The sequence below is a fragment of the Dyella koreensis genome, from assembly GCF_044904565.1.
In the GTDB taxonomy this organism is placed as follows: domain Bacteria; phylum Pseudomonadota; class Gammaproteobacteria; order Xanthomonadales; family Rhodanobacteraceae; genus Dyella_D; species Dyella_D koreensis.
This window is the reverse complement of sequence record NZ_JADIKD010000011.1, coordinates 220993-245763: the sequence shown is the minus strand read 5'-3', so window position 1 is coordinate 245763 and position 24771 is coordinate 220993. Positions and strand designations below refer to the sequence as shown.

The following is a 24771-nucleotide window of genomic DNA, read 5'->3' as shown; positions in this document are numbered from 1 at the left end:
TCATCGTCTATCCAACTGGGCATGGAGTTCTTGAAGCGTATTATTCAGCCGGCCACCAATATTCAGGTGCGCTAATTGTTCCATAGCCCGGTTAGCTTGGTCGTTGCGCCCAGTCGCAATTAGCATCCTGATTTCCGTAATCCTATAGGCGGGTTCGCTTGGATTCGAGGCGATTGCTTGTTGGGTCAGGCTTAATCCAAATGGGTAGTCGTTGAGTACGTTCCAAGCATAGTCGGCATAGGTGGACAGCAGACGTGCACTGGGATTTGGGTGAGAAACGGCAGCGGTAAGCGCTTCAAGCATGCGCTCTTTTGGTAAATCGCACCGGTGTTCGCGTACACATTGGACCAGGGCGGCGAGTGAACTCTCATCCTGCACTCCAGGACGGAGATTCTTGAGCTGATCGATCATTGAGTTCCACCATGAATCTTTTACAGGGAGATGCATGTGGGAGTTCATGAAGATAAGAGCCTGCTGTGGAAGGATGGATGACCCCGGCAGTGCGATGGCTCGTTCCAGCGGCTCATAGGCCAGTTGCGTAAATGGTGATGCAGGGTCGTAGTGTGAATAGATGATGTAGGTGCGGCCAAGTTCGTACTGGGCACGAGGTGAGTGAGGGGCGCGCGCAGCGAGCTCCTGGGCCAGGGCCAAAGGGTTGCTCCATGACTGTGCCGTCATGGTCGTCATAGCAATCCAGAATAGTGTCAAACAAGCAAGCAACGTGCGCCGCGGCAGGGCAAGAACGGGAGCTGTTTTATTCGATGTGAATGCATCTCCTGCGCCTGCGGCGGACAGGGTCATTGTTTCGGGGGGGGCGGCCGCTAGTAGTGGTACAAGTGTCAATAGCAGGCCTAGGCTGGCGAAATAGTTGCGATGCTCGTAAATGAGTTCCAGTGGCAGGATGGTTGCAGTTAGCAGCTGACCGCCAAGAAAAAAAGCAATGCCCAGTGCTTCGACAGGCCGACGTGTGCGCCACCGGAAAACCGATGCGGCAAGACCAATAAGGGCAATGATGCTCGCCAATGTAGTCCATGGAGTTAACAAGCCGGTCGAGACGCGAAAGTCGTCGTGATAGAACGACAACGCTTGCGGTGTTGGAATCAGTGTCCAACCGATGTAGTCAATGACAATCCTGGCTTCGCTGAGTAAGCGAGTGCTGAGCGTGAAGCTGCGGCCAGCCCAGGCATCGGGTCTCAATAGTCCCGGTAGCAGCCATATCAAGCCGATGGTCAACGGCAGAATTAGCGTGATCACAAACAATGTGACGATACGCAGATCTTTGCGGCGGTGGTTCGCCGGGTCCTGGTGGAAGAGATTGAAACGGAACAATAGCCACTCAGTCAGCAGCGCATAGAGAGGAAGCATTACAGCCGTCTCTTTGGCGAGCAGGCCCATTGCTGTTGGCGCCGCGATGCTGGCTGCGCATAACCAAAAACCCGAGCGGTTAGTACCCGCAAGCATGTGTTGACGCCCTGTTACGTAGCCCAGAAGTCCTAGCAATACGAACAGATTCGCCAGGCTCTCCATGCGTTGCACCACGTACAGAACGCTGGTGAGATTGATCGGCAACAATAGCCAGCCTGTAGCGATCAGGGCGGCGACGATGCTGTTTTGGCGCGATGGAGTCCATTGTTGAGCAGCTTCAAGCGTGATGCCAGAAGGGCCGGGTCTTATTGATACGGGGTCTATCGCGAGTAGTCGTCGGACTAGAATAAACACTAGCAATCCATTGATGAGATGAATGACCAGGTTGGTCAACTTCATCCAAAATGGATCAAGGCCGGTTATTAGATAATTCGCCGCGAAGCTCAGCGAGGAAAGCGGTCGTTTGAACTCGCTGGCAGGCGAAGAGAGTGCGGCACGCACTAGCGAAGGCAGACTCGCATCCGTGGGGTGGACACCGCGGTTATCGACAATATTAGGGAAGTCGTCGAACAGATACGTGCCAGACAGCCCTGGCCAGTAAATGAGTGCCGTGACTGCGATGGCTACAAAAGTTAGCCACCAGCCAGAAATTCTGAGTCGTCCGATCAGGGTCATTTCGTAGAAAGGTTCTTTGTGCGTTCGTCTGCCAGAAGTGTATTGCGTAGTCGTATCAACTCCTTCTCCCAATATTGTTGGTGCTGAAGCACCCAAGCATGAATGCGAGGCATGCCAAAGCCGGGCCGGTCTTCATGTTGGTGATTGGCTTCGTAATGGTCGAGATGAGCTAGCCCTTGACTGGGGTAGCCTGAGGCTCCCAGTAAGGCGGCTTGGCGCAATGCGGCAGTCGCACGTACCTGTTGATCGAGTGCGCGATTGAAATCGGCCAAAGCGATGTCCGCATTACCTTGTTTAAGAGCAATTCTTCCTTGCAAGAAATAGAGGTCCTGTCTCCGCCCGGGTAGCTTGACGAGGTTCGGGTTGGATAGTGTGGCTTCCAGCATGCGGGTAGTTGTTGTCAACGTCAGTTCGGGACAAGCCGGTTGGCTGGATTGATCGATCGCTCGTTCGAACCAGCTAGTCAGCAGGCTGCCAGTATCGCGAGTAGTACGCAGGGCGTTAGTGGTGGCATCTAGCGTGTCAACATCCACATGGCCTGTTAGGCAAGCTGCGGAAAATAAGTTCAGCGCAAGCTGGATTTGGTCCGGCTGTGTGGCCAGTAAGGGGCGAAGACGTGCGACGGCCCGTTCGGGATGGCCTGCATTAGTTTCGGCCATGGCGGCGCTGGCCTGCGCGCGTGGCGAATCTGGATTGAGCGCGGCCCATAGTAGGGCCTGGTCATGACCATTGCCCCATAGCTCGGAGCTGGCATGCGTCATGGTGGCAAGACAGATCATTAGTACGCCCGTCAGGGCAATCTTCAGCCTGCGCTGAATGTTTGAGATGGGATACGTGAGTGAGGCTGACGAGTAAAAAGCGGATAGCTTGACGTTGCACAACCATAGCGCCAATGGCCAGAACATCAGCGCCGCGGGCAGATAATTGCGATGCTCAAAATAGAGCTCCAGCGCAATCGTGCTGGATTCCATGGACTGACCAACGAAATAGAATAGTACAGCCACAGCTACGATCGGCCAGCGTCGGCGACATAGCCATGCGCCCGCAATCAGTGTCGAGATCACGAGTAGCGAAGGCAGCGTTGTTGCTGGCGCCCAGAGTGAAGTCGAAGCACGGATTTGGTCATTGAACAGACCCGCCGTGAAAGGGCGTGGGAGCCACAGCAATTTGAGATAGTCCACGAGTATGCGTGGCTCGGTCAGCAGTCGCTGCCCTAACGTCCAAGGGCGGACTGCCGAGATATCCTGTGTAAAGCCATACCAGCCCGCGTATACCAAGTAGCCTGCAATAAGCGCGGTCGGAAACCACGCAAGCAGCAGCATGGCGTGTTGATAGAACTGAAGTTGCTGCACTGAACCCAGCGGGGCAGCATCGCTACTCGATGAGGGGGCGTGTGTGTTGCTGTATGGGCGTTGTGCGTCGACGATCCCTGTGGCCTGCAGCAATACATGCTCGATCAATAGGGCCAGTGCGGGCAGCAGGATACCGTTGGCTTTGCTTAGCATGCCGAGCAGAGTTCCGCCGCAAAGGCCAATGACCATCCAGGCGAGGCCCAGATATCGCTGTCCTCTTAATAGGGTGGAGCGCCCATGTAGCCATAGAAGCAGACCCAGTAGAGTGAAGGTGGTCGGCAGCATGGCCTCGCGCTGCACGATGTATAGGGTGGTTGAAACAAATAAAGGATGTAGAAGCCAAAAGGCTGCCCCCAGTACAGCAGCCGTCGCGACGCGACGCGTGTCGGTGCGGTTCTTTTTCTCGAGGAGTGGCTCGAAATGCAATCGGCCTAATTGATAGAGCAGCCTGGCAAGCAAGGCGCCGTTGAGCAGATGCACCAGCAGATTGGTGCGCTTGAAGGGGTAGGGATCAGCAGGCCAGTCGTGCGCGTCGAGCAAAAAGCTCAGAAGCGCCAAGGGGCGGCCCGTTGGATCAGCTTGGCCTGAGGTGACATAACGCCAGAACGTAGCCCAATGGGAAACTGGCCCGTCCGCACCCAGTGCGGGCAGGTTGATGTAATCATCAAACAGGAAGTCGCCATGCAGGCCAGGCAGATAGGCCCATGACGCAAGTGCGATCAGCCCGGCCATAAGCAGCAAGATGGGGAGTGAGCGCAGTGAGAACATCCACGACCTCGAATAAAGAAGGGCCGCGCAAGGCGGCCCTTTGGATCATGCAGGCGCTAGGCGACTATTAAGTGCGGCAAGCGGTCGGCAGGTACTTCGGGTCAACGTTGGTTTGACCGTTGGTGGATTTGCAATTCCAAGAGATGCTGCCAGCTCCGGTGATAGCCGAGAACGCAAGAACGCTGCCATTGATCTTGCTGTTGGCCTGGTTGCCGAACTTTGCCTTGATGATGCCGCTCGAGGCATCGACCTGGCTTACGTACTTGCCATTGATCTGGGCTGCGAGGGCAAGACCAGCCGACGAATTGATGCTCGGGAAATAGCCCTTGTTATTGTAGAACTCGGAGATGGCGGTCTTGGCGCCATCGGACAGCACGGAACCTTCAGACACCTGTGCACGAATCACATAGTCCTGGTAAGCCGGAATGGCGATGGCGGCCAGGATCGCGATGATCGCCACGACGATCATCAATTCGATCAGGGTGAAGCCTTTCTGGATGTTCTTCTTCATGGTGGTCCTCTGTATTTTGGTTAGCTAACCGTTGAATTGCCCCCTGAGCCCCGGTCCCGAATCCCCCTAGGCGGGATCGGACCCCACAATTGCGGTCAGGAACGACCAGGAAGCTCGCGAATGTTCAAGCAGCATATGTGCCATGACAACCGCTGGTGTATTGCCTCACAGCAATAGGTGTATGGATTGTGCACATGGTCACGAAAGCCCACAAGCCTATTCGCAGAGGCATTCTTATCGTAAAAAGCGTGAACCCTGTAGCACGTCTAAGAGTTGTCGCGAATGGGCGGCAAGTGACCTTTTTGGTCACTTTTCACTGATCTGCCTACGTACTATTTCCGGCAAGCAGTCGGTAAGTATTTAGGGTCAAGCGTGCTTCGAGTGCATGTCCACAAAATACTCCCCGCTTGGCTAATGGGAGAAAGTATGAGCAGCTGGTTTTGGATCGCTGCGTTAGCGCTCGGCCCCTTATATTCAATGGTAATAGCGCCACCTCTAGCATCGACGCTAGACACATAGTCGCCTCTGATTGACGTGTTGTTAGCCAATCCAGCGGATTGGTTGTTGCCTGGATAGCGGCCAGTATTGGAAAGGAAATCCCATATCGCCCCCTTTGCGCCAGTAGACAGCACCATTCCCTCCGTAACTTGTGCGCGGATGACGTAGTCCTGATACGCGGGAATCGCGATGGCGGCAAGAATTGCGATGATCGCCACGACGATCATCAGCTCGATCAAGGTAAAGCCCTTGGCAAGACGTTGGCGCAACATGTCAGTCCCCTGTATGTATCGACAAGGGAAAGGCATGTTTTGTACCAAGAGAAAGAAAGGGGGCTGGCTGAGTGGTTAGAGTTAGAGGTGCAATAGGATTTCGTGATGCGAAGCACGCTCTAGGCTAGGCCTGGCTTGAGTGTTTGCCGGTCTTACCTCACTCCATGCATCCACCGCCTGACCACCGGCGTCAAAACCAGCGCAACCACGGCAGCCCCTAGTCCCAGCCAGACCATATGCTGGAACAGCTCCCCATACTTCGCCTGCGCCACCACCATATCGATCCTCCCATCCGCCGGTATATCCAGCGCCGCGAACTTGCCGAAGATGGATGCAAGTTGTTCGGAGAAGGATGTCCCCAGCCACCATGCGCCCATCATCAACCCGGCAACCTGCGGTACGGAAAGTTGCGTCACGGCTGACAGGCCGATGGGCGAGAGTGCGACTTCGCCGATTTCGATAAGCAGATAAGCCAGCACGATCCACCACACACTGCCGAGGCCATCAGCACCCACTGTCTGGTTACCGGCAATCAATGGCAGGAAGGCGAGCCCGGCAAAGGCAAGCCCGATCGCACTTTTAACGGGCTTGGATGGGTTCATCCCGTGGCGTTCGAGAAATGGCCATAGCCACGCCATGATCGGCGATAGCAGCACGATGAAGAGTGCGCCGAGGTAGGTGAGTGAGCTGGCACTTTGCGGCAGCACGATGCAGTCTCGGACGATAAGCACGGTGCCAAGCAAGGTAAGGCCGCCCAGCAGGAATGTAGGCATCGGGCCGGCGCGCATGCGCAGAGCCGCAGCTACGACGAAGGGGCTGAGCAGCAGCGGAAGTATCGACCATGGCACCGGATGGCCTTCGCGAATCACCAGCGAAGGAAACAGGTCCTTGGTCAGCATGCGATCGTTGAACAGCACCCATGAGCCGTAGGTCTGCTCATACAGCGCGAAGAACAGCAGGCAGATCGCCACGAAGAACACGCAGGCGAGCATCTGCTGTCGCTGTACGGGCGTGCAGCGCGTGGTGACATACCAGCCGAGCCAGCTCAGCCATGCGGCCATGGTCAGCAATTGCAGCCATAGCACAGCGCTACCCAGTTGCATCAGCGCCCACAACACAGGCAGCGCGAGCGCGGCGCAGAGGTAGATAGTCCACTCCACATTCAATGGCCCGAGCAGGCGACGGCGCAGTGCCTCCGGGTTCGGCGGCTCGGCGTGGCCTTGCAGGTACTTCTGGCCGGTGAGGAAAACGGTCAATCCGGCGAGCATGCCGATGCCGGCGGCGCCAAAGCCGTAGCCCCAACCGAAGCGGTCGCCGAGGTAGCCGCAGATCAGTGCGGAGAACAAGGCGCCCACGTTGATGCCGGCATAGAACAGGGTGAAGCCGGAATCGAGGCGCGGATCGTCTTCGGGATACAGCTTGCCCACGACGGTGGAGATGTTCGGTTTGAGAAAGCCGACGCCACTGATGATCAGGGCCAGCGACAGATAGAACACGCTCAGCGCGAACAGGTCGCGATGCACGGTCCCATCTGCGCCGATGGTTGCAGCGTGTCCTTCGACGGCCATGCCGAGATGGCCGAGGCAGAGCAGTACGCCACCCAGCACGACGGCTTTGCGCATGCCTAGATACCGGTCCGCCAGCAGCCCGCCCAGTACGGGTGTGGCATAGACCAGGCCGCCATAGGCGCCGAGCACTGACAGGCTTTCCGCGTCGCTGAAGCCGTGGTGTTTGATCAGGTAGAGCGCCAGCAGCGCCTTCATGCCGTAGAAGGAGAAGCGCTCCCACATCTCGGTGAAGAAGCACACGTACAGGCCTTTCGGGTGGCCGAACAGCTCGTCGGGAAGGTCGGTGGCTACGGATGTCGCGGCGAGCGTGGCGGTGTCGGTCATGGGCACACGGGCACAAAAGAGTCGAGTATAGCGATGGCAGGCCGCCCGGAAGCGCCGCTGGCGTGCTGCGTTATTCCTTGCGTCTCGCCGCACGGGCACTTACCGTCTTGGCTTTCGCAACGCCAAGGGAATCCCGCTTATGAAGCCCCTGTTTGTCGCGCTGGCGCTCGCGCTGGCGACTGTCCCCGTGGTCGCGGCCGAGGTCGAGAACCACGCGCCGCACCCCTTCACCATCCGTGATCTGGTGATGATGGATCGCGTCGGTGATCCGCAGCTGTCGCCGGATGGGCGCTATGCGCTGTACACCGTGCGCAGTACCGACTACGCCGCCAATAAGGGCGTTACGTCGATCTACGTGCTGGATCTGCAGCAGGCGAACGGCAAGCCGGTCAAGATCGTGGAGAAGGGTTCTTCGCCACGCTGGGCGGAGGACGGTTCCGTCTACTACCTGGCGGCAAAAGATGGTGTGTCGCAGTTATGGCGCTGGGGCTCGAACAAGCCAACGTCGGACCTGCTAGGCAAGACGGCCGCCACGTCCAGCCAGATCACCCACGTGCCGATCGACGTCAACGGTTTCAAGCTCTCGCCAGATGGCAAGCAGGCCTTGCTGACGTTCGACGTATTTACCGATTGCGCCGATCTGGCCTGCACCAAGGAGCGCCTCGACGGCCGCGAAGCGGACAAGTCGACTGGCACCGTTTACAACAAACTGTTCGTGCGCCATTGGGACACCTGGGCCGATGGGCGCCGCGCGCAGCTCTACATCACCGACTTGAGCGGTAGCGACGAGCATCCTCGTCTGTTGAGTCGTGGTATCGATGGCGATGTGCCCAGCAAACCGTTCGGTGGCGATGACGAGTTCGCTTTCTCGCCAGACGGCAGCACGGTGTATTTCGATGCGCGCATTGCCGGCAAGACCGAGCCGTGGTCGACCAACTTCGACGTGTTCAGTGTGCCGGCGGATGGTTCGGCTGCGCCCAGGAATCTCACGGCAGCCAACCTCGCCTGGGATGCGTACCCGGTGCCTTCGCCGGATGGCAAAACGCTGTATTACCTGGCCATGAAGGAGCCGGGCTCCGAGGCGGACCGTTTCGGCATCATGGCGTTGGATCTCGGCAGCGGGCAGAAGCGCGAAGTCGCCCCAAATTGGGATCGCTCTGCCGGTGGTCTGAAGATTTCGGACGACGGCAAGACGTTGTACGCAACCGCCGACGACAACGGTCAGCATCCCTTGTTTGCCATTGATGTTGAGAGCGGCAAGGTGGACACGTTGGTCACCAGTGGTGCGGTCGGTGGTTATGCGCTAGGCAAGTCGCATCTGCTGGTGGAGCGTGACGACCTCAAGCGACCGGCCGATCTGTATGTGGCCGATTTGCGCGGCAAGAGCCTCAAGCAGGTAACGCACTACAACGAGCAGCGCCTGAAGAACGCGCAGACGGGTGATGCTGAGTTCTTCACCTTCAAGGGTTGGAATAACGAAACGGTGCAGGGCTACGTAGTCAAGCCGGTGGGCTACAAGTCCGGCAAGAAGTACCCGGTGGCTTTCATCATCCACGGCGGCCCGCAGGGTGCAATGAACAATGGATGGAGTTACCGCTGGAATCCGCAGACGTATGCGGGCCAGGGTTTCGCAGTGGTCACCATCAACTTCCATGGTTCCACGGGTTATGGGCAGGCATTCACAGACTCCATCTCGGGCGACTGGGGTGGCAAGCCGCTGGATGATCTGAAGGCCGGCTGGAAGGCTGCACTGGGCAAGTACAGCTTCCTGGATGGCGATCGCGCCTGTGCGCTGGGCGCCAGCTACGGCGGCTACATGGTGTATTGGATGGCTGGTGTGTGGAACGAACCGTGGAAGTGCCTGGTGGATCACGACGGTGTGTTCGATGCGCGTGCCATGTACTACGACACCGAAGAGCTGTGGTTCGAAGAAAAGGAAAACGGCGGCACGCAGTATGACCATCCGCAGAACTACGAGAAGTTCAATCCGGTCAATCATGTGAAGGACTGGCGCGTGCCGATGCTGGTTGTCCATAGCGCCAAGGATTTCCGCATTCCGGATACGCAGGGGCTTGGCGCGTTCACCGCGCTGCAGCGCCGTGGCATTCCGAGCCAATTGCTGCACTTCCCTGACGAGAATCACTGGGTGCTGAAGCCGCAGAACAGCGTGCAGTGGCACGAGACGGTGAATGCCTGGCTGAAGCAGTGGACGGCGAAGGACGCAGGTAAGAAAGCCGGCAAGTAAGCTGGCATGCATGAGAAAACGGCGCCCTTGATGCGCCGTTTTCTTTTTTGCCTATCGCGAGCTGCTCAGAACCATTTCGCGCGTTTCAATCCAACGAAAATGCCCGCGACGACGCTGGCAACGACGATGACGATCAATGGGTAGGCCCATGGCTGGCTGAGCTCGGGCATATGCGTGAAGTTCATGCCATACCAGCTGGTGATCAGCGTGGGAGCGGCGAGCATTGCGGCCCAGCCCGCCAGCTTCTTCATCACTTCATTCTGATTGAAGGTCACTAGTGACAGGTTGACGCTGATCGCCGCTGCCAACATTTCGCGCATGGCGCTGATGGATTCGTTGACCCGGAACACGTGGTCGTAGACGTCGCGGAAATAGGCGCGCAGCTCGTCCTGAATCAGATGCGGATGCATGCGTACCAGCTGACTGATGATGTCCTGCAGGGGCGCGGCAGCCAGGCGCAGGGTCATCAGGTCGCGCTGCATGTCGTACAGACGTCGCACCGTGCCGCGGTTGAAGGTGTCGGCAAAGATGTCCTTCTCGAGTTCCTGGAGTTCTTCACGGAACTCGCGCACGATCGGCAGCAGGTTGTCGACGATGAAGTCGAGCACGCCATAGAGGCCGTAGCTGGGGCCGATGGCGAGCAGGTCGGGCGTGTGCTCGCAGGCGCGTCGCGCCGGCGCATACGACAGCGATGCGCCGTGGCGCACGGTGACCAGATAGCGCGGGCCGAGGAAGATATGGGTCTCGCCGAAGGCGATGTGGCCATTCACCAGTTGCGCCGTCTGCACCACGATAAACAGTGAATCGCCGTAGGTCTCGATCTTGGTGCGCTGATGCGCGTGTTGCGCATCCTCAATCGCAAGATCATGCAGGTCGAACTCCTCCTGCAACTTCAGCAACAACGATTCGTCGGGTTCGTGTAGCCCGACCCAGACGAAGGTGTCTGGTTCTTTCAGCACATCGCTGATGGCATCCAGCGTGATGTCGCCAATGCGCTCGCCGTCGCGTTTGTTGTACGCGACGCAGTTGACGACCATGCCGGTTTCGGCGGATGGGGCTGGCGAGGCGGACAGATTGGGTGGCGACATACCGGAATGATGCCGTTTTCATGCAGCTAAGGGCAATCAGAGGAGGCCTAGTGCTCGCATGGATGGCTCAGGAGCCGGGTCGGTGTTGTGATGTTCTGCCAGTTGCATCAAGGGCAGAAAGGATAAGATCCCGTCTTAGCCGATCGAAAATACAGGGGCATGGTCGATCAATGGGGACGAAAGAGTATCGGTTGGGTTTTCGTGGCGACATTGAGGGGCTTCGTGCCGTCGCCATTCTCTTGGTGGTAGCCGCCCATGCCGGAGTGCCCTGGCTCGCAGGCGGTTTCGTCGGGGTAGACGTTTTTTTTGTCCTTTCTGGGTACCTGATTACAGGCTTGCTTGTGCAGGAAATGGTCGGTAGCAATCGGCTCGATTTCTTGACTTTCTATGTGAGGCGCTTGCGCAGACTTTTGCCGGCGCTTCTTGTCATGTTGTTAGTTACCTGTCTTTTGGCGGCGCAGTTGTTGGCGCCTGTCGAGCAGCGTGGGCAGGCAAGTGCTGCTGCTATGGCGGCAGTTTGGCTGAGCAATGTCCATTTCGCGCTGGCCAAGCTGGACTACTTCTCTTCTGGAAGCGAGTCCAACCTGTTTCTTCACACTTGGTCCTTGGGGGTTGAGGAGCAGTTTTATCTGCTATGGCCGGCCTTGTTGTTGGCAATTTTTATTGGGAGAAGCGGCAGCAAAAACTTTGCGCGGCTGAAAGTGGCGATGTTCATTATTTTTCTCGTCAGTTTCGTGTCATGTGTGGCGCTTACCAAGCTGTCGCCGCAGATGGCGTTCTACATGATGCCAATGCGTGCATGGCAGTTCTCTCTGGGGGCGCTCGTTTGGCTGCAGTTTCAACGGGATGGCAACAACAACGTCGGCCCTTATGTGGGCAATGTCGAATATAAGGGGTTGTATCTGGCCGGGTGGGCAGGTTTGGGTCTGATCGTTGGTGCAGGGCTATTGCTCAATGCCAACTTGTCCTATCCGGGATGGTGGGCTCTTTTGCCAACCATAGGGGCGGGCTGTGTTTTGGCTGCTGGACATAGTCGCTCTATGGCGGGTGTCTCGAGACTATTGTCCTGGGGGCCTATGCAGATGATTGGAAGGATTTCCTACTCTTGGTACCTGTGGCATTGGCCTGTGCTTCTCCTTGGGCGTTTTGCATTTGGTGTCAACAGCCCTGGCTATCGAGCCGTCGAGGTGCTTGTCTCGCTGGTATTGGCTATAGCTTCCTACGTAGTGATCGAGGCGCCGATTCGTCACCAGTCGGGTTGGCTAACCCATCGGCGGGCAGCGTTGATCGGGGCGGCTGCGATCATGGTCGCAGCCAATGTGGGTTCCATTCATTGGTTCAACCAAGCGTCCGATCAGATGGTGAGTCCCGCGACGCAGCGATTTACGAGGGCTCATATGGATGCGCCTATCATCTATTCGCAGGGGTGTGACGATTGGTATCAAAGTAGTCGGGTGAATATCTGCGCTTTTGGACCCGAGGACGCTAGACATACGGCGGTGTTGATGGGGGATAGCATTGCTGGTCAATGGTTTCCGGCAGTCGCAAGTGCCTTCCATCGACCTGATTGGCGTCTACTGGTTCTGACCAAGTCGGCATGTCCGATGGTAGACGTATCTTTCTTCTATGGCCGAATTGGACGCGAATATACAGAGTGCGCAGCTTGGCGTGCTGCGTCGCTTTCTCAGGTGGCGGCGATCAAGCCGGATGTAGTTCTGCTTGGGTCGGCCGCGTCAAATGGGTTTACGGAATCGCAGTGGATTGAAGGTTCTTCCAGGGTACTGAATGTTGTCAGTCCTGTTTCTGGGCACATTTATGTGCTGCGTGGCACGCCTAGCCTGCCTTTTGATGGGCCAGATTGCCTCGCGGAGAATCAAGGGCGTCCCAAGTGGCTGAGCGCTCTGCGAACTTGCAGCGCACCTTTGAGCAATGCGCATGCAGACATGGTCTTTCATTGGTTGCAACGGGCCACTTCCCGTTATGGGAACGCCACGGCAATGGATCTGAACGACCTGGTTTGTCCCGATGGAGTGTGCCGTGCAGAGCTGCAGGGAAAAATTGTCTTCCGCGATTCGCAGCACATGACGGCAAGTTTTTCCGAGTCGCTAGGGAAGGCAGTGGAGCAGCGGCTTGCTATGGATCAGTTGTCGAGTGGACAAGGTGATTCTGCGACGACTCATTAAATGAGCTGTCTGGGCAAGTGACATTCGAGGGTAGTGCCTGCAGGAACTTCGTTGGTTTCGCTGCAAATTTACACGTGGAGTTTGCGCAGCCCCCGTCGCAGCGACCACGACAAAGCCAACCAGCACGGCAGCGCAAACAGCAGCCACGGCTGATTCTGTTGCACGACGCCCGGCAGCAGATGCAGAAGCACGGCCACGACCAGTGCCAGCAGTTGCAGCACGATGATCTTGTCGGCCCAGCGCGAAGCGGCCATGCCGCGACGGGTGCGCCAAAGTGTGGGCAGCAGCGCAAGCGCGAGTGGGTTGAATAGCAGCAGGTTGGCGTTGGCCCAGGCGGAGTGGTGGGTGGTGAGGGTCCACAGCACCAGAAGCAGCACGCCGACGATACCGGCGGCGACGAGGTAGATGGAGCCGAGGAAGGCGAGGCCGATGGGCCAGAAGCGGGCGGCGAGGATAAGCAGGGCGGCGAACACGACACCAGCAAGTGCCAAGGGCAGGCGCAGGTCGGGAGCCTGATCCGGTGGTACGTCCAGGCGGTTGGGCGAGATCAGTTGACCGTCGTCCTGCGCCAGCGGGCGCGTGCCTCCCTGGCCATCGCTGACTTGCGTGTGGGCCAGTTCGCGTTGCAACACCATTGGCAGGAAGCTTTCCTCCCAGGCGCTGAGTGGCTGATCGGCGTACGGGCCGAGGCCGAGATCGAGAATCAGCATCAGCCATGGCTGGGCGCTCATCAGGCGGGCGGTTTGCTGGCGATAAGTCATGCCGCCAGCGCGCGCTTCGAGCTGCTTCTGCAGGATGCCGCCCAAGGCGCGGTTCAGCGCATCGCGTACACGCGTGGTGCAGTTGTCGGCGTAGTAGTCGTAGTCGTAGCGCACGTTTTCCGGGCGCAGATTCCACAGGAGGAAATCGCGCAGTGCGCTCGCCTGTTCGGCGGTGAGCGCCAGCGTCTGACGCGTTACCGAGCGGCCGGATTCGATGTAGTAGCGCTGATCCATTTCGGTCGGCGCTGCATCCATCAGGTAATGCATGCGGCCGCGTGCGAAGTTGAACAGGAAGCCGCGCTCGTCGAAATCGAACACGCCGTAGTTGAAGTTGATCGCTTCGCCGCTGACGGTATCGCGCAGCTCGATGGCGTCGTGGCCAAAGCGCTCCCAGTAGGTTTCGCCAGGACCGTAGGTGATCAGCGAGACTTCGAGATTCGCACCTGGTGCGTTCGCCACGCCGGCATGGGCTGGCGACAGCGCGGCCAGCAGCAGGGCGAGCAACAGGAGGATGCGAGCAGTCAGGCTCATCGGCGGGCGTTCCGGTTTAAGGCGTCCGACCATTTTGCAGGAGTGGCCTCCGTCGCGACAGCGCTGGGGACCCTCTGGTCTATTCCACGCAGGTGTCATGATATCCAGCAAGGGCGCTACCGCTGCCGCGTGGCGAAGCGCCTGACTGGCCGTCAGGTCGAGCCGCGCGGCAGCGGTAGCGCCCTTGCTGGATATCACCCTGTCATTGAAAATTTCGTAGGTGAGGGCCATGGCTGTTTGCGCGCAGCTCACCGCCACGCTGCCTCAACAGACGGCCAGTCTGCCTTCGGCAGCGCAACGGCGATCTGCGCGCAAACAGCCATGGTGACGCCTGCGTGGATAGACCAGAGGGTCCCTTACGACGGAGGTCTGGCTCAGTCTTCCGCTGGACGGGTAACGCGGAACTGCTGCACGCGGCGATCGTCCGCCTCGGTGACGTGGAACAGATAGCCGCCGATGGCGATTTCCTCGCCCACTTCGGGCAGGTGGCCGAACTCGGAGGTGGTCATGCCGCCCACGGTGTCGAATTCTTCGTCGGAGAACGACGCGCCGGCCTGCTCGTTGAAGTCGGCGATCGGGGTAAGTGCGCTGACCAGCCAGCCACCGCCAGCCTGCTCGTGCATCAGCTGGGGCTCTTCTTCGTCATCGTGTTCGTCGTCGATCTCGCCCACGATCTGTTCCAGCACGTCCTCAATGGTGATGAGGCCGGCGACGCCGCCGTACTCATCCACCACCAGCGCCATGTGGTTGCGGGTGTGGCGGAACTCCGCCAGCAGCACGTTGAGGCGCATGGCCTCGGGGATCAGCACGGCGGGGCGCAGAATCGTGGCGATGCTGAAGCTGTTGCCGTCGCCGACGAACTTCAGCAGATCCTTGGCCAGCAGGATGCCGAGGATCTCGTCCTTGTCATCGCCGTGCACGGGGAAGCGGGAGTGGCCGGATTCCACCACAGTGGCGAGGATCTCGCTCAGCGGGGCGTCGGCGGAAAGCATCACGATCTGGGCGCGCGGGACCATCACATCGTCCACGCTCAGCTCGGTGACCTTGATAGCGCCCTCGACCATGGTGAGGGTGTCGTTCGACATCAGGCCGTTGGCCTGGGCGGAGCGCAGCTCTTCAATCAGCTCTTCGCGATTGCGCGGCTCGCCGGAAAACAAATGGCCCAGTCGATCCCACCACTTGCGGTGGGCCGGGCCGTTGGTACTGCCAGGGTCCTCGTTCATTACTCTTGTAAATGCAGCCCAAACTCGGGCGGAAACCCCAGTCTAGCTGAAAATTCGTGACAATTCAGAGCTCAAGCCCAGGGCTATGCCCGCTCAGGCATAGGGATCGCTGATGCCGAGCCCTGCAAGGATGCGGGTTTCCAGGGCTTCCATCGCCTCGGCTTCGGCGTCCTCGATGTGGTCGTAGCCGAGCAGATGGAGCACGCCGTGCACGGTCATGTGTGCCCAGTGATCACGCGGACGCTTGCCCTGTTCGGTGGCTTCGCGGGCCACCACCGGGGCGCAGATGGCGAGGTCGCCGATTAGTGGCAGGTCGATGCCCGGCGGCAGTTCGGCCGGAAACGACAGCACGTTGGTGGCGTAGTCCTTGTCGCGATAGTCGCGATTGAGGGCGCGGCCTTCGTCGGTGTCGACGATGCGGATCGATAATTCCGTTGCCTTGCGTCGGCGGGCGCCGCGCAGAGCCGCCTCGGCCCACTGGCGGAAGCTGGCGGAGGACGGCACGCCGGCGCGCGCCACGGCATAGCCGACCGAGAGCTGCAGCACGGACGCCGGTTTGGCGGTAGCGGAGGTCGTCTTGCGAGCCGGGCTCACTTCGCTGCCTCGTCTTTCTGCTCGAAGGCCTCGTAGGCGCGCACGATCTTGGCCACCAATGGGTGGCGCACCACGTCGCGCGAGGTGAAGAAGGTAAAGCTGATGCCGTCCACACCGCGCAGCACCTCGATGGCGTGGCGCAGGCCTGAGCGCACATGGCGCGGCAGGTCGATCTGGCTGACGTCGCCGGTGATCACCGCCACCGAGCCGAAGCCGATGCGGGTCAGGAACATCTTCATCTGTTCGACTGTGGTGTTCTGCGCTTCGTCGAGAATCACGTAAGAGTCGTTGAGCGTGCGGCCGCGCATATAGGCAAGGGGTGCGATTTCGATCACGTTGCGCTCGATCAGTTTGGCGACCTTTTCGAAGCCGAGCATTTCGTACAGCGCGTCGTAGAGCGGGCGCAGATACGGGTCGACTTTCTGCGACAGGTCGCCAGGCAGGAAGCCGAGCTTTTCGCCAGCTTCCACCGCGGGGCGCACCAACAGCAGGCGCTGCACGCGATTAGCTTCCAGCGCTTCCACCGCGCTGGCGACCGCGAGATACGTCTTGCCGGTGCCAGCGGGGCCGACGCCGAAGCTGATGTCGTGCGTCGTGATCGCGTGCAGGTAGCGAGCCTGGTTGGGGCCGCGACCTTTGACCACCCCGCGTTTGACCTTGATCACCACCTCCTGTGCGCTTTCCGCCGCATCCGCGGTGATCGCGTCGATGCCGGACTCGGCCAGGTGCAGGTTGATCTTGGCGCCGGTCAGCGATTCGTTCTCCGTGCCGGCGTAGAGCGCGCGCAGCACTTTCTCCGCGGCCTTGGCGGCGGCGTCCTCGCCGATCACCTGGAACAGGTTGCCGCGATGGTCGATTTCCACGCCGAGGCGCAGTTCGATCTGGCGCAGATGTTCGTCGAATGGGCCGCAGAGATTGGCGAGGCGGGCGTTGTCTTCTGGGTCGAGCGCGAAGTCGCGCTGATTGAGCTCAGTCATAGGCGCGCGAGAGTAGCGCGCAGCAGGTGCCAGGGCTACCGGGATGGCGGGGATCGGGCGGCACTTGTAAGTAATTAATCATTTAATTAATTTAATCGCATGACCAAGCCGAAGACTCAGGCCACCTCTCGTCGGCGCAGCGCCGGCCGGCCCAGCGGGGAAGACCGCGACCTGCGCGCGCATCTGCTGGATGTCGCCATCGCGCGCTTTGCCCGCGACGGGATCGGCGCGACGCCGCTGCGCGCCATCGCGACCGATGCCGGCGTCACGCCGGCGATGCTGCACTACTACTTTGGCGACAAGGCGCAACTGAAGCAGGCGCTGATCGAAGAACGCTTGCAGCCGGCGCTGGCGTCGATGCGCCAGCATCTGGCCGCCGCCGGCGACGATCCCGCGGAGCTGGTGACGGGGTTTGTGCAGGGCGTGGGTGAAGTGGTGGCGCGGCATCCGTGGCTGCCGCCGCTGTGGGTGCGCGAAGTGCTGTGCGAGGGCGGTGAGCTGCGCGAGGTGTTGTTCAATCAACTCATTCCCAGCCTTCCGCAGATGCTGGCGCAGCGGTTCGCCGCGGCGCAGGCATCCGGCCGTTTGAATCCGGCCCTCGATCCCCGTTTGCTGGTGGTGTCGATGGTGGGCCTGACCCTGTTTCCCGCCGCGGGTGCACCGATCTGGCGGCGCGTGTTCCAGGCGGATGACCTGGGGCCGCAGGCGATGATCACCCACACGCTGGCGCTGCTGAAAGATGGCGTTGGTGTGAGTGATTCGGGAGGCTCCCCATGATGGGCAACGCACGTGTTGTAACTCGCATCCTGTTGCTGGTTTGCGTGGCGATGCTCGCTGCTTGCTCAAAAGCGCCTCCGCAGGCGTTGGGCACATTGGAATACGACCGCATCAGCCTGCCTGCGCCTGCCGCCGAACGTGTGGTGGCGGTCAGTGTGCGTGAGGGTGAGCAGGTTGTCGCCGGACAGTCATTGCTTAAGTTGGATCCGACGCATACGCAGGCGGAACTCGCCACCGCTCTGGCCCAGGCGCAACAACAGCAAGCGTCGCTGCTGGAATTGCGCGTGGGGCCGCGTCAAGAAGATATCGCCAAGGCGCGCGCGGATCTGGCTGCCGCACAAGCACAGGCGCGTGATGCGCGTGCCTACTACGAACGCTTGCTGCCGCTGAGCAAAGACAACTATGTGGCGGCGGCCGATCTCGATCGCGCCCGCGCTGCGGCGGGCAACGCAGACGGACAGGTAGGTGCCGCCCGCGCTGCACTCGATGCGCTGCTGCATGGCACGCGTCCTGAGCAGATTGCGCAGGGCGAAGCCGCGCTCGCTTCCGCGCAGGCGCAGGCCGAAGCGCAAAAGGTGCTGCTGGGCAAGCTGGATGTGGTGGCGCCGCGTGCGGGACGTGTCGATAGCATTCCCTACAAGCTTGGCGATCAGGCACCCGTCGGTGCGCCGTTGGCAGTGCTTCTGGCCGGTGATGCACCTTATGCGCGTATCTATGTGCAAGAGCCGATGCGAGCCCATGTGCATGTGGGGGATACGCTGCGTGTGCATGTAAATGGCCGTGACAAAACCTATGCGGGAAAAATCCGCCTGATCCGCAGCGAACCCGAGTTCACGCCGTACTACGCCCTGATTGGTGAGGACGCCGCGCGCCTGAGTTATGTGGCCGAATTGACGCTTGGGCCTGAGGCCGCGGATCTCCCCGTAGGGCTGCCGGTACGGGTCGATTACCCTGGGGCCGGTCAATGAGTGCCAACGGACCGAGCGTTGCGATCCGGGCGCAAGGCTTGACCAAACGCTTTGGCGAACTGGTGGCAGTCGATCACGTGAACCTGGAGGTACAGAGCCGTCAGGTGTATGGCTTCCTCGGTCCGAACGGCTCCGGCAAGTCCACCACCATTCGCATGCTGTGCGGTTTGTTGACGCCGAGCGAAGGCGAGATCGACGTGTTGGGTCTGCGTATTCCGCAGAAGGCGGAAGCCTTGCGCAGTCGCATCGGTTACATGACGCAGAAGTTTTCGTTGTTCGAAGACCTCAGTGTGCGCGAGAACCTGGAATTCATGGCGGCAGTGCAAGGTGTGCCGAAGACGCGGACGCCGGCTCGGGTGAGTGAGTTGATCGAGCAGTACCACTTCGGCGACCGCGAGCGACAACTGGCCGGCACCATGAGCGGTGGCCAAAAGCAGCGCTTGGCGCTGGCCTGTGCGGTGATTCACGATCCGGAATTGTTGTTCCTCGACGAGCCGACCAGTGCCGTCGATCCAGAGTCGCGTCGCGATTTCTGGGAAAAGCTGTTCGAGTTGGCCGACGGCGGAACCACGCTGCTGGTCTCCACGCATCTAATGGACGAGGCAGAGCGTTGTCATCGCCTGGCCATCCTCAATCGCGGCGTACTGGTGGCGGATGGCACGCCGACTGAGCTTGCCGGCGCGCTGGCGGGGCGCACCTTCGTGGTTGATTCCGGTAACCCGCGCCGCGCGCAACGGGTGCTGGTGGATTTGCCGGAGGTGCTCGGTGTGGCGCAAGTGGGGCATGCCCTTCGTGTATTGGTGAACGATGCGCATGGCGACGATGCACTGGCTCCGCTCCGCTCCGCGCTTGCCAAGGTTGATCCGCAGGCGGTCATGCAATCCGTGCCGCCGAATCTCGAAGACGTATTCGTTGCAGTGACGCGGGAGAAGCGCGAATCACAGGAGCGCGCGGCATGAGCTGGCGCCGGCTCTGGGCCATCGTGGTGAAGGAGTTGCGGCAGTTGAGCCGCGACCGCGTCACCCTCGCGATGATTGTCGGCATTCCGGTGATCCAGCTGGTGTTGTTTGGCTATGCCATCAACACCAATCTGCGCGGGCTGGATGCCGGCATTGCGGATCAGGCCAATACGGCTGGCTCGCGCGCGCTGGTGATGGATATGTTGGCGACCGGTGTGATTACGCCGGTCGCGAGTGTGGATACCCCCGAGCAGTTGGTAGCCATGCTGCGCCGAGGGAAGATCAGCATTGGTGTGACGGTGCCGCCAGATTTCGAACGGCGACGCATCGACGGCCGGCCGGTGGCGCAGGTCATGGTCGATGGCAGCGACAACGTAGTGCAAAGCGCGGCGGCGCAATTGGCGCAGGTTCCGATCGACAGTGCTATGCCGGACGCGCGCGCGCCGCTGGTTAGTACGCCGCAAGGTGGGCCGATCAGTATCGTCAGTTTCTATAATCCGCAGCGACGCTCGGCGATCAATATCGTGCCGGGTTTGATCGGTGTGATCCTGACCATGACCATGGTGTTGTTCACTGGCATCGCCATCGTGCGAGAGCGGGAGCGCGGCAATATGGAGTTGCTGATCGCCACGCCGCTGAGCAGCGCGGAGCTGATGGTGGGTAAGGTGCTGCCGTATATCGCCATTGGTTTGGTGCAGGTCACGGTGATTCTGGCGCTGGGGCGCTGGCTGTTCACAGTGCCCATCAGCGGCAGTCTGCTGGACGTCTATCTGGCGGCGGGGCTGTTGATCCTGGCGAATCTGACGATGGGTCTGTTGATCTCGACACGGGCGCAGTCACAGTTCCAGGCGATGCAGATGACCTTCTTCGTCTTTCTGCCGTCAATCCTGCTGTCGGGCTTCATGTTCCCGTTTGCCGGAATGCCAAAGGCGGCGCAATGGCTGGCCGAGGTGTTGCCGCTCACGCACTTCCTGCGCCTGATCCGCGGCGTGATGTTGCGCGGGGCCAGCCTATGGGAGTTATGGGTGGATGTGTTGGCGCTGTTGGCCTTCACCGCAGTGATGATGACCGCGGCGATCCTGCGCTTCCGCAAGCGATTGGATTGAAGAGCGACCTATTGGTAGGAGCGCACCCTGTGCGCGAGCCAGACGAAGCGATGCGTCAGGTCGCGCACAGGGTGCGCTCCTACATGGATGGGTTTCACGCGGCTTGCTGATCTTCCGTGGTCGCCACGCGGCCGCGCAATGAATTGCTCATTGCCTCGGTAATCAGTACGTCCACGAACTGACCGATGAGGCGCGCGGGCGCGGCGAAGTTCACGTAGCGCATGTTCTCGGTGCGGCCGGTGAGCTCGTTGGGATTCTTGCGGCTCGGCTTTTCAACCAGCACGCGCTGCACGCTGCCGACCATCGCCTCATTGATCTTCCTGGCGTTGGCGTTGATGGTGGACTGCAGGCGCTCCAGGCGCTGGTGCTTCACCGCCATCGGTGTGTCGTCCGCGAGGTTGGCGGCCGGTGTGCCGGGGCGCGAAGAGAAGATAAAGGAGAAGCTCTGGTCGAAGCCGACGTCGTCGATCAGCTTCATGGTCTTCTCGAAATCCTCGTCGGTCTCGCCGGGGAAGCCGACGATAAAGTCGGAGGAGATGCAGATATCCGGGCGCACCGCGCGCAGCTTGCGGATCTTCTGCTTGAACTCCAGTGCCGTGTAGCCGCGCTTCATCGCGGTAAGGATGCGATCCGAACCGGCCTGCACTGGCAGGTGCAGGTAGTTGGCCAGTTGCGGCACGTTGGCGTAGGCCTCGATCAGCGAGTCGGAGAACTCCAGCGGATGCGAGGTGGTGAAGCGGATGCGGCCGATGCCTTCGATCTGCGCGATGGCGTGGATCAGTACGGCCAAGTCGGCAATGCCGCCGTCGTAAGTGGCGCCGCGATAGGCGTTGACATTCTGGCCCAGCAGGTTCACTTCGCGCACGCCCTGCGCAGCGAGCTGGGCGACTTCGACGATCACGTCGTCGAATGGGCGGCTGATTTCCTCGCCGCGGGTGTAGGGCACCACGCAGTAGGAGCAGTACTTGGAGCAGCCTTCCATGATCGAGACGAAGGCGGTCGGACCCTCCGCGCGCGGTTCGGGCAGGCGGTCGAACTTCTCAATCTCAGGGAAGCTGATGTCCACCTGGGACTTGCCGGTGGCGCGCTTGGCTTCGATCAGTTCGGGCAGGCGGTGCAGGGTTTGCGGTCCGAACACCAGGTCCACATACGGCGCGCGCTTGAGGATGGCGTCGCCTTCCTGCGAGGCCACGCAGCCGCCCACGCCGATCAGCACCGGCTTGCCACCTTGTTTGTGTTCCTTCCAGCGGCCGAGCTGGCTGAAGACCTTTTCCTGGGCCTTCTCGCGAATGGAGCAGGTATTGATCAGGATCACGTCCGCTTCCGACTCGTCCTGCGTCAGTTCCAGGCCGTGCGAAGCCTTGAGCACGTCGGCCATCTTGGCCGAGTCGTACTCGTTCATCTGGCAACCGTGGGTTTTGATGAAAAGCTTGCCGCTCATGGCGAGGTACCGGGAATCGAGACAGAAGGGGCGATGGCCGCCGAACCGCGTAGTTTACGCGCCTCCGGGGCGGGCTGCCAGCAACGGACGCGAGCGGGATCAGGGACTTGCGCTTGCCAATGGCGGCTTGCCGGGCTCGCCCGAAGGCAAGTTTGTCCCCGCGCACGAAACGGCAGCTCTGTGCTTGGCTTGCCTGGCTGGTGGCGGCACACTGCGCGCCATGTCTGACGCCGAGCCACAGGGGGAGAGCATCGGCGGCTCGCCCTCACGGATGTATCGGTCCGGCCTGGCCTTGGCCTGGCTGGGGGCGGCGTGCGGTCTTTTGCTTGGCTTCCCGGCGGCCCCGGCACACGCCGGTGGCCTGTTCCGCTGTACCGGTTCGGCCGGCGAGACGGTGTATAGCAACAGCACGCAGGGTTATCAGGGATGTCAGAAGATCGCGACGGTGGTGGACCCGGCGCCGCGTCGCAAGCCGACGCCGGCGACGCCGGTGGTATCGCTCGCTGGTGTGCAAGGGGCGGTGCAGACCACGGGGCGGCCGGTTTCTTCGGATGCGCCGCCCGTCGCCTCGTTGAGCGATGTGCAAGGCTCGGTGGTGACTTCCGCCAAACGGGTCGATGCGGCCGCGCCGGCAGGCAAGCCTGGGCAATGGACGTACAGCGAATCAAAGCGAGTGCCCGAAGCGGTAGCTCAGACCGATCTTTCGACGGCTCCGGGCGACAAGGTGTTGCGTGGTGCGGTCTACCGAGTGACGCGCGCGGACGGTAGCGTCGAATACACCAACCTGCGGCCCGCCGGGCAGGGTGGGCATGCAGTCACCATGTTGTTCACCTATATATCAACGTGTGTTGCCTGCAACCTGCATTCGCCTATCCATTGGGACAGCGTGCAGCTCAACCTCACGGCGTATGCCGACACTATTCGCGCGGCAAGCTTGGAGTTCGGGCTGGATGAAGCGTTCCTGCGCGCGATCATCCACGCCGAAAGCGCGTATAACCCGCGTGCCCTGTCAATGAAGGGTGCGCAAGGGCTGATGCAGCTGATGCCGGCGACCGCAGGCGATATGGGTGTGCGCGATGCCTTTGATGCGAGCCAGAACATCCGTGGCGGTGCGCGCTATCTGGCCTTGCTGTTGCGCAGCTTCAATGGCGATGAGCGACTTGCGGCGGCGGCTTACAACGCCGGTGCCGGTGCGGTGCAGCGTTATAGCGGCGTGCCGCCGTATGCGGAAACGCGCGTTTACGTGGAACGCGTGGGTACCTTGCGCAAACGCTATGGGCTGGCGATCCGGCCGCCGGTGGCGTCGTCGCAGGGGCCGGGGCGGGGTTGAGCTTTAGCTGTCCGTGGAAGCGGTGGGTGTCATCGGCGGCCGTTGGGCCAGCGTCACTTCGACATGGAACGGGCTGCCGTTGCGCAGGCCTGAAACTTCCACTTTGCTGCCCGGCTTGATAGCTGCCTCGCGCTTGCGCAGATCGGCCGCATCGACAATGTCGTTGTCGCCGATGCGCAGTAGGATGTCGTGCGGTTGAATGCCTGCCAGTGCGGCGGGGCCGCCCGGGTAGACGTCGGTGACTTGCGCGCCACGCGCGGCGGCGGGCAGGCCACTGTCGGCGGCCACCGGTACGAAGGCGTAGTCGACACCCAGCCAGCCACGCACGACATGACCACTGTCGACGATCTGGTCCAGCACTTTCTTGGCGCTATTCACCGGGATGGCGAAGCTGATGCCTTCGGCATTGGCAGCCTTGCCGATCAGCAAGGTATTAATGCCTACCAGTTCGCCGTCGGTGTTGACCAGGGCGCCGCCGGAGTTGCCGAGGTTGATCGCCGCGTCGGTCTGGATGAATTCTTCCGGGTTGGCGCTGCTCAGCTGTCGTCCGATCGCGCTGACGATGCCCATGGTCACGGTCTGGTTGAGGCCGAGCGGGTTGCCGATAGCGAGCACCACGTCGCCAGTGCGGGCGGGGTGCTCTTCGGCGAGAGGGATGACCGGCGGATTGGAGACGTCGATCTTCAGCACGGCGAGGTCGGTCTCGATATCGGCACCGACCAGTTGCGCCTTCGCCACGCGGCCGTCGTACAGCAATACCTGGATGTCGTCGGCCTTGGCGATCACATGGTTATTGGTGAGGACGTAGCCCTGTTCGCTTACGATCACGCCCGAGCCAAGGCTCTGCTCGCGCCGCTGATAGACCGTGGGACGGCCGCCGAACAGGCGCTGCAGTACCGGGTCGGAGTACATCTGCACGCCTTGCTCGGTGACCATCTTGTTGGCGTAGATGTTGACCACGGAGGGCGCGGCCTTGGCTACCGCGTCGGCGTAGGAGACGGGGCCGCTTGAGCGGGTAGGGCTTGCCGAGGCTCGCTGTGCGGGTTGTGCCGGATGCAACCCGATGCCGGCGCGCAGGCGATCGCCCACGCCGGGCCAGAGCAGACTGACCACGAAGGCCACCGCCAGCCCGAGGATGACGAAGCGGGCAATAAATGCGAGCGTGCCGGCGGCATGTTTCATGTCGTGGGGAGGCTGGTGGCGAAGCGCTTGAGTGGCGGGGATGGATCGACGCAGGCGCCTGTCCGGTTTTATT

At 60.6% G+C, this 24771-nt stretch carries 19 protein-coding genes; 7 read left to right on the top strand and 12 right to left on the bottom strand.

Features of this window, described 5'->3' with window-relative positions; all coding sequences use genetic code 11:
- The 5 genes from ISS97_RS13155 to ISS97_RS13135 form a co-directional block, all read right to left on the bottom strand.
- The gene (locus tag ISS97_RS13155; protein WP_379983960.1) at positions 1–2040 is read right to left on the bottom strand and encodes a hypothetical protein; all 2040 of its coding nucleotides are present in this window, start codon (positions 2038–2040) and stop codon (positions 1–3) included.
- Entirely contained in the window at positions 2037–4160 is a 2124-nt protein-coding gene (locus ISS97_RS13150) for a tetratricopeptide repeat protein (RefSeq protein WP_379983959.1), read from the bottom strand. The genes ISS97_RS13155 and ISS97_RS13150 overlap by 4 nt, the downstream gene beginning before the upstream one ends.
- 67 nt (positions 4161–4227) lie before the next feature.
- Positions 4228–4671, bottom strand: coding sequence for a pilin (locus ISS97_RS13145; protein WP_379983958.1), 444 nt, complete (start codon positions 4669–4671; stop codon positions 4228–4230).
- A 332-nt stretch (positions 4672–5003) separates the two neighbouring features.
- Entirely contained in the window at positions 5004–5441 is a 438-nt protein-coding gene (locus tag ISS97_RS13140) for a pilin (RefSeq protein WP_379983957.1), read from the bottom strand.
- A gap of 152 nt (positions 5442–5593) precedes the next feature.
- The gene (locus ISS97_RS13135) at positions 5594–7333 is read right to left on the bottom strand and encodes a peptide MFS transporter (RefSeq protein ID WP_379983956.1); all 1740 of its coding nucleotides are present in this window, start codon (positions 7331–7333) and stop codon (positions 5594–5596) included.
- Between the two features lie 139 nt (positions 7334–7472).
- Here ISS97_RS13135 and ISS97_RS13130 point away from each other — a divergent pair, with 139 nt between their 5' ends.
- A complete protein-coding gene (locus ISS97_RS13130; RefSeq protein WP_379983955.1) occupies positions 7473–9578 on the top strand; it encodes a dipeptidyl-peptidase 5 in 2106 nt (701 codons plus the stop codon).
- A 65-nt stretch (positions 9579–9643) separates the two neighbouring features.
- On the opposite strand, the gene ISS97_RS13125 is transcribed toward ISS97_RS13130, so the two are convergent.
- A complete protein-coding gene (locus ISS97_RS13125; RefSeq protein ID WP_379983954.1) occupies positions 9644–10666 on the bottom strand; it encodes a magnesium and cobalt transport protein CorA in 1023 nt (340 codons plus the stop codon).
- Positions 10667–10857: 191 nt separating this feature from the next.
- Here ISS97_RS13125 and ISS97_RS13120 point away from each other — a divergent pair, with 191 nt between their 5' ends.
- Positions 10858–12849: an acyltransferase family protein gene (locus tag ISS97_RS13120; protein ID WP_404580112.1), complete on the top strand. Its 1992-nt coding sequence runs from the start codon at positions 10858–10860 to the stop codon at positions 12847–12849.
- 68 nt (positions 12850–12917) lie between these two features.
- Here ISS97_RS13120 and ISS97_RS13115 read toward each other — a convergent pair whose 3' ends face one another.
- From ISS97_RS13115 to ISS97_RS13100, 4 genes are all read right to left on the bottom strand, one after another.
- Positions 12918–14141 carry a lipoprotein N-acyltransferase Lnb domain-containing protein gene (locus ISS97_RS13115; protein WP_379983952.1) on the bottom strand — a complete coding sequence of 408 codons (1224 nt, stop codon included), beginning with the start codon at positions 14139–14141 and terminating at the stop codon, positions 12918–12920.
- Between the two features lie 374 nt (positions 14142–14515).
- Positions 14516–15364, bottom strand: a complete 849-nt coding sequence (locus ISS97_RS13110; protein WP_379983951.1) for an HlyC/CorC family transporter — start codon at positions 15362–15364, stop codon at positions 14516–14518.
- 93 nt (positions 15365–15457) lie between these two features.
- Positions 15458–15910 carry an rRNA maturation RNase YbeY gene (ybeY, locus tag ISS97_RS13105; RefSeq protein WP_379984056.1) on the bottom strand — a complete coding sequence of 151 codons (453 nt, stop codon included), beginning with the start codon at positions 15908–15910 and terminating at the stop codon, positions 15458–15460.
- A 44-nt stretch (positions 15911–15954) separates the two neighbouring features.
- Complete coding sequence (locus ISS97_RS13100; RefSeq protein ID WP_379983950.1) at positions 15955–16935, bottom strand: PhoH family protein; 981 nt, start codon at positions 16933–16935, stop codon at positions 15955–15957.
- A gap of 99 nt (positions 16936–17034) precedes the next feature.
- Here ISS97_RS13100 and ISS97_RS13095 point away from each other — a divergent pair, with 99 nt between their 5' ends.
- From ISS97_RS13095 to ISS97_RS13080, 4 genes are read left to right on the top strand one after another with little or no spacing between them, the layout of a single operon-like run.
- Complete coding sequence (locus ISS97_RS13095) at positions 17035–17712, top strand: TetR/AcrR family transcriptional regulator (RefSeq protein ID WP_379983949.1); 678 nt, start codon at positions 17035–17037, stop codon at positions 17710–17712.
- Positions 17712–18680, top strand: a complete 969-nt coding sequence (locus ISS97_RS13090) for an HlyD family secretion protein (RefSeq protein ID WP_379984055.1) — start codon at positions 17712–17714, stop codon at positions 18678–18680. The genes ISS97_RS13095 and ISS97_RS13090 overlap by 1 nt, the downstream gene beginning before the upstream one ends.
- A 23-nt stretch (positions 18681–18703) precedes the next feature.
- Complete coding sequence (locus ISS97_RS13085; RefSeq protein ID WP_379984054.1) at positions 18704–19639, top strand: ABC transporter ATP-binding protein; 936 nt, start codon at positions 18704–18706, stop codon at positions 19637–19639.
- On the top strand, positions 19636–20745 hold the full coding sequence (locus tag ISS97_RS13080; protein WP_379983948.1) for an ABC transporter permease: 1110 nt from the start codon (positions 19636–19638) through the stop codon (positions 20743–20745). Before ISS97_RS13085 ends, ISS97_RS13080 begins: the two co-directional genes overlap by 4 nt.
- 94 nt (positions 20746–20839) lie before the next feature.
- Here the strand turns inward: ISS97_RS13080 and miaB are convergent, their stop codons facing one another.
- Positions 20840–22186, bottom strand: a complete 1347-nt coding sequence (gene miaB / locus ISS97_RS13075; protein ID WP_379983947.1) for a tRNA (N6-isopentenyl adenosine(37)-C2)-methylthiotransferase MiaB — start codon at positions 22184–22186, stop codon at positions 20840–20842.
- 220 nt (positions 22187–22406) lie between these two features.
- Between miaB and ISS97_RS13070 the strand changes: the two genes are divergently transcribed.
- Positions 22407–23516, top strand: a complete 1110-nt coding sequence (locus tag ISS97_RS13070) for a lytic transglycosylase domain-containing protein (protein WP_379983945.1) — start codon at positions 22407–22409, stop codon at positions 23514–23516.
- Positions 23517–23519: 3 nt separating this feature from the next.
- On the opposite strand, the gene ISS97_RS13065 is transcribed toward ISS97_RS13070, so the two are convergent.
- The gene (locus ISS97_RS13065; protein WP_379983944.1) at positions 23520–24698 is read right to left on the bottom strand and encodes a S1C family serine protease; all 1179 of its coding nucleotides are present in this window, start codon (positions 24696–24698) and stop codon (positions 23520–23522) included.
- Between the last annotated feature and the right edge of the window lie 73 nt (positions 24699–24771).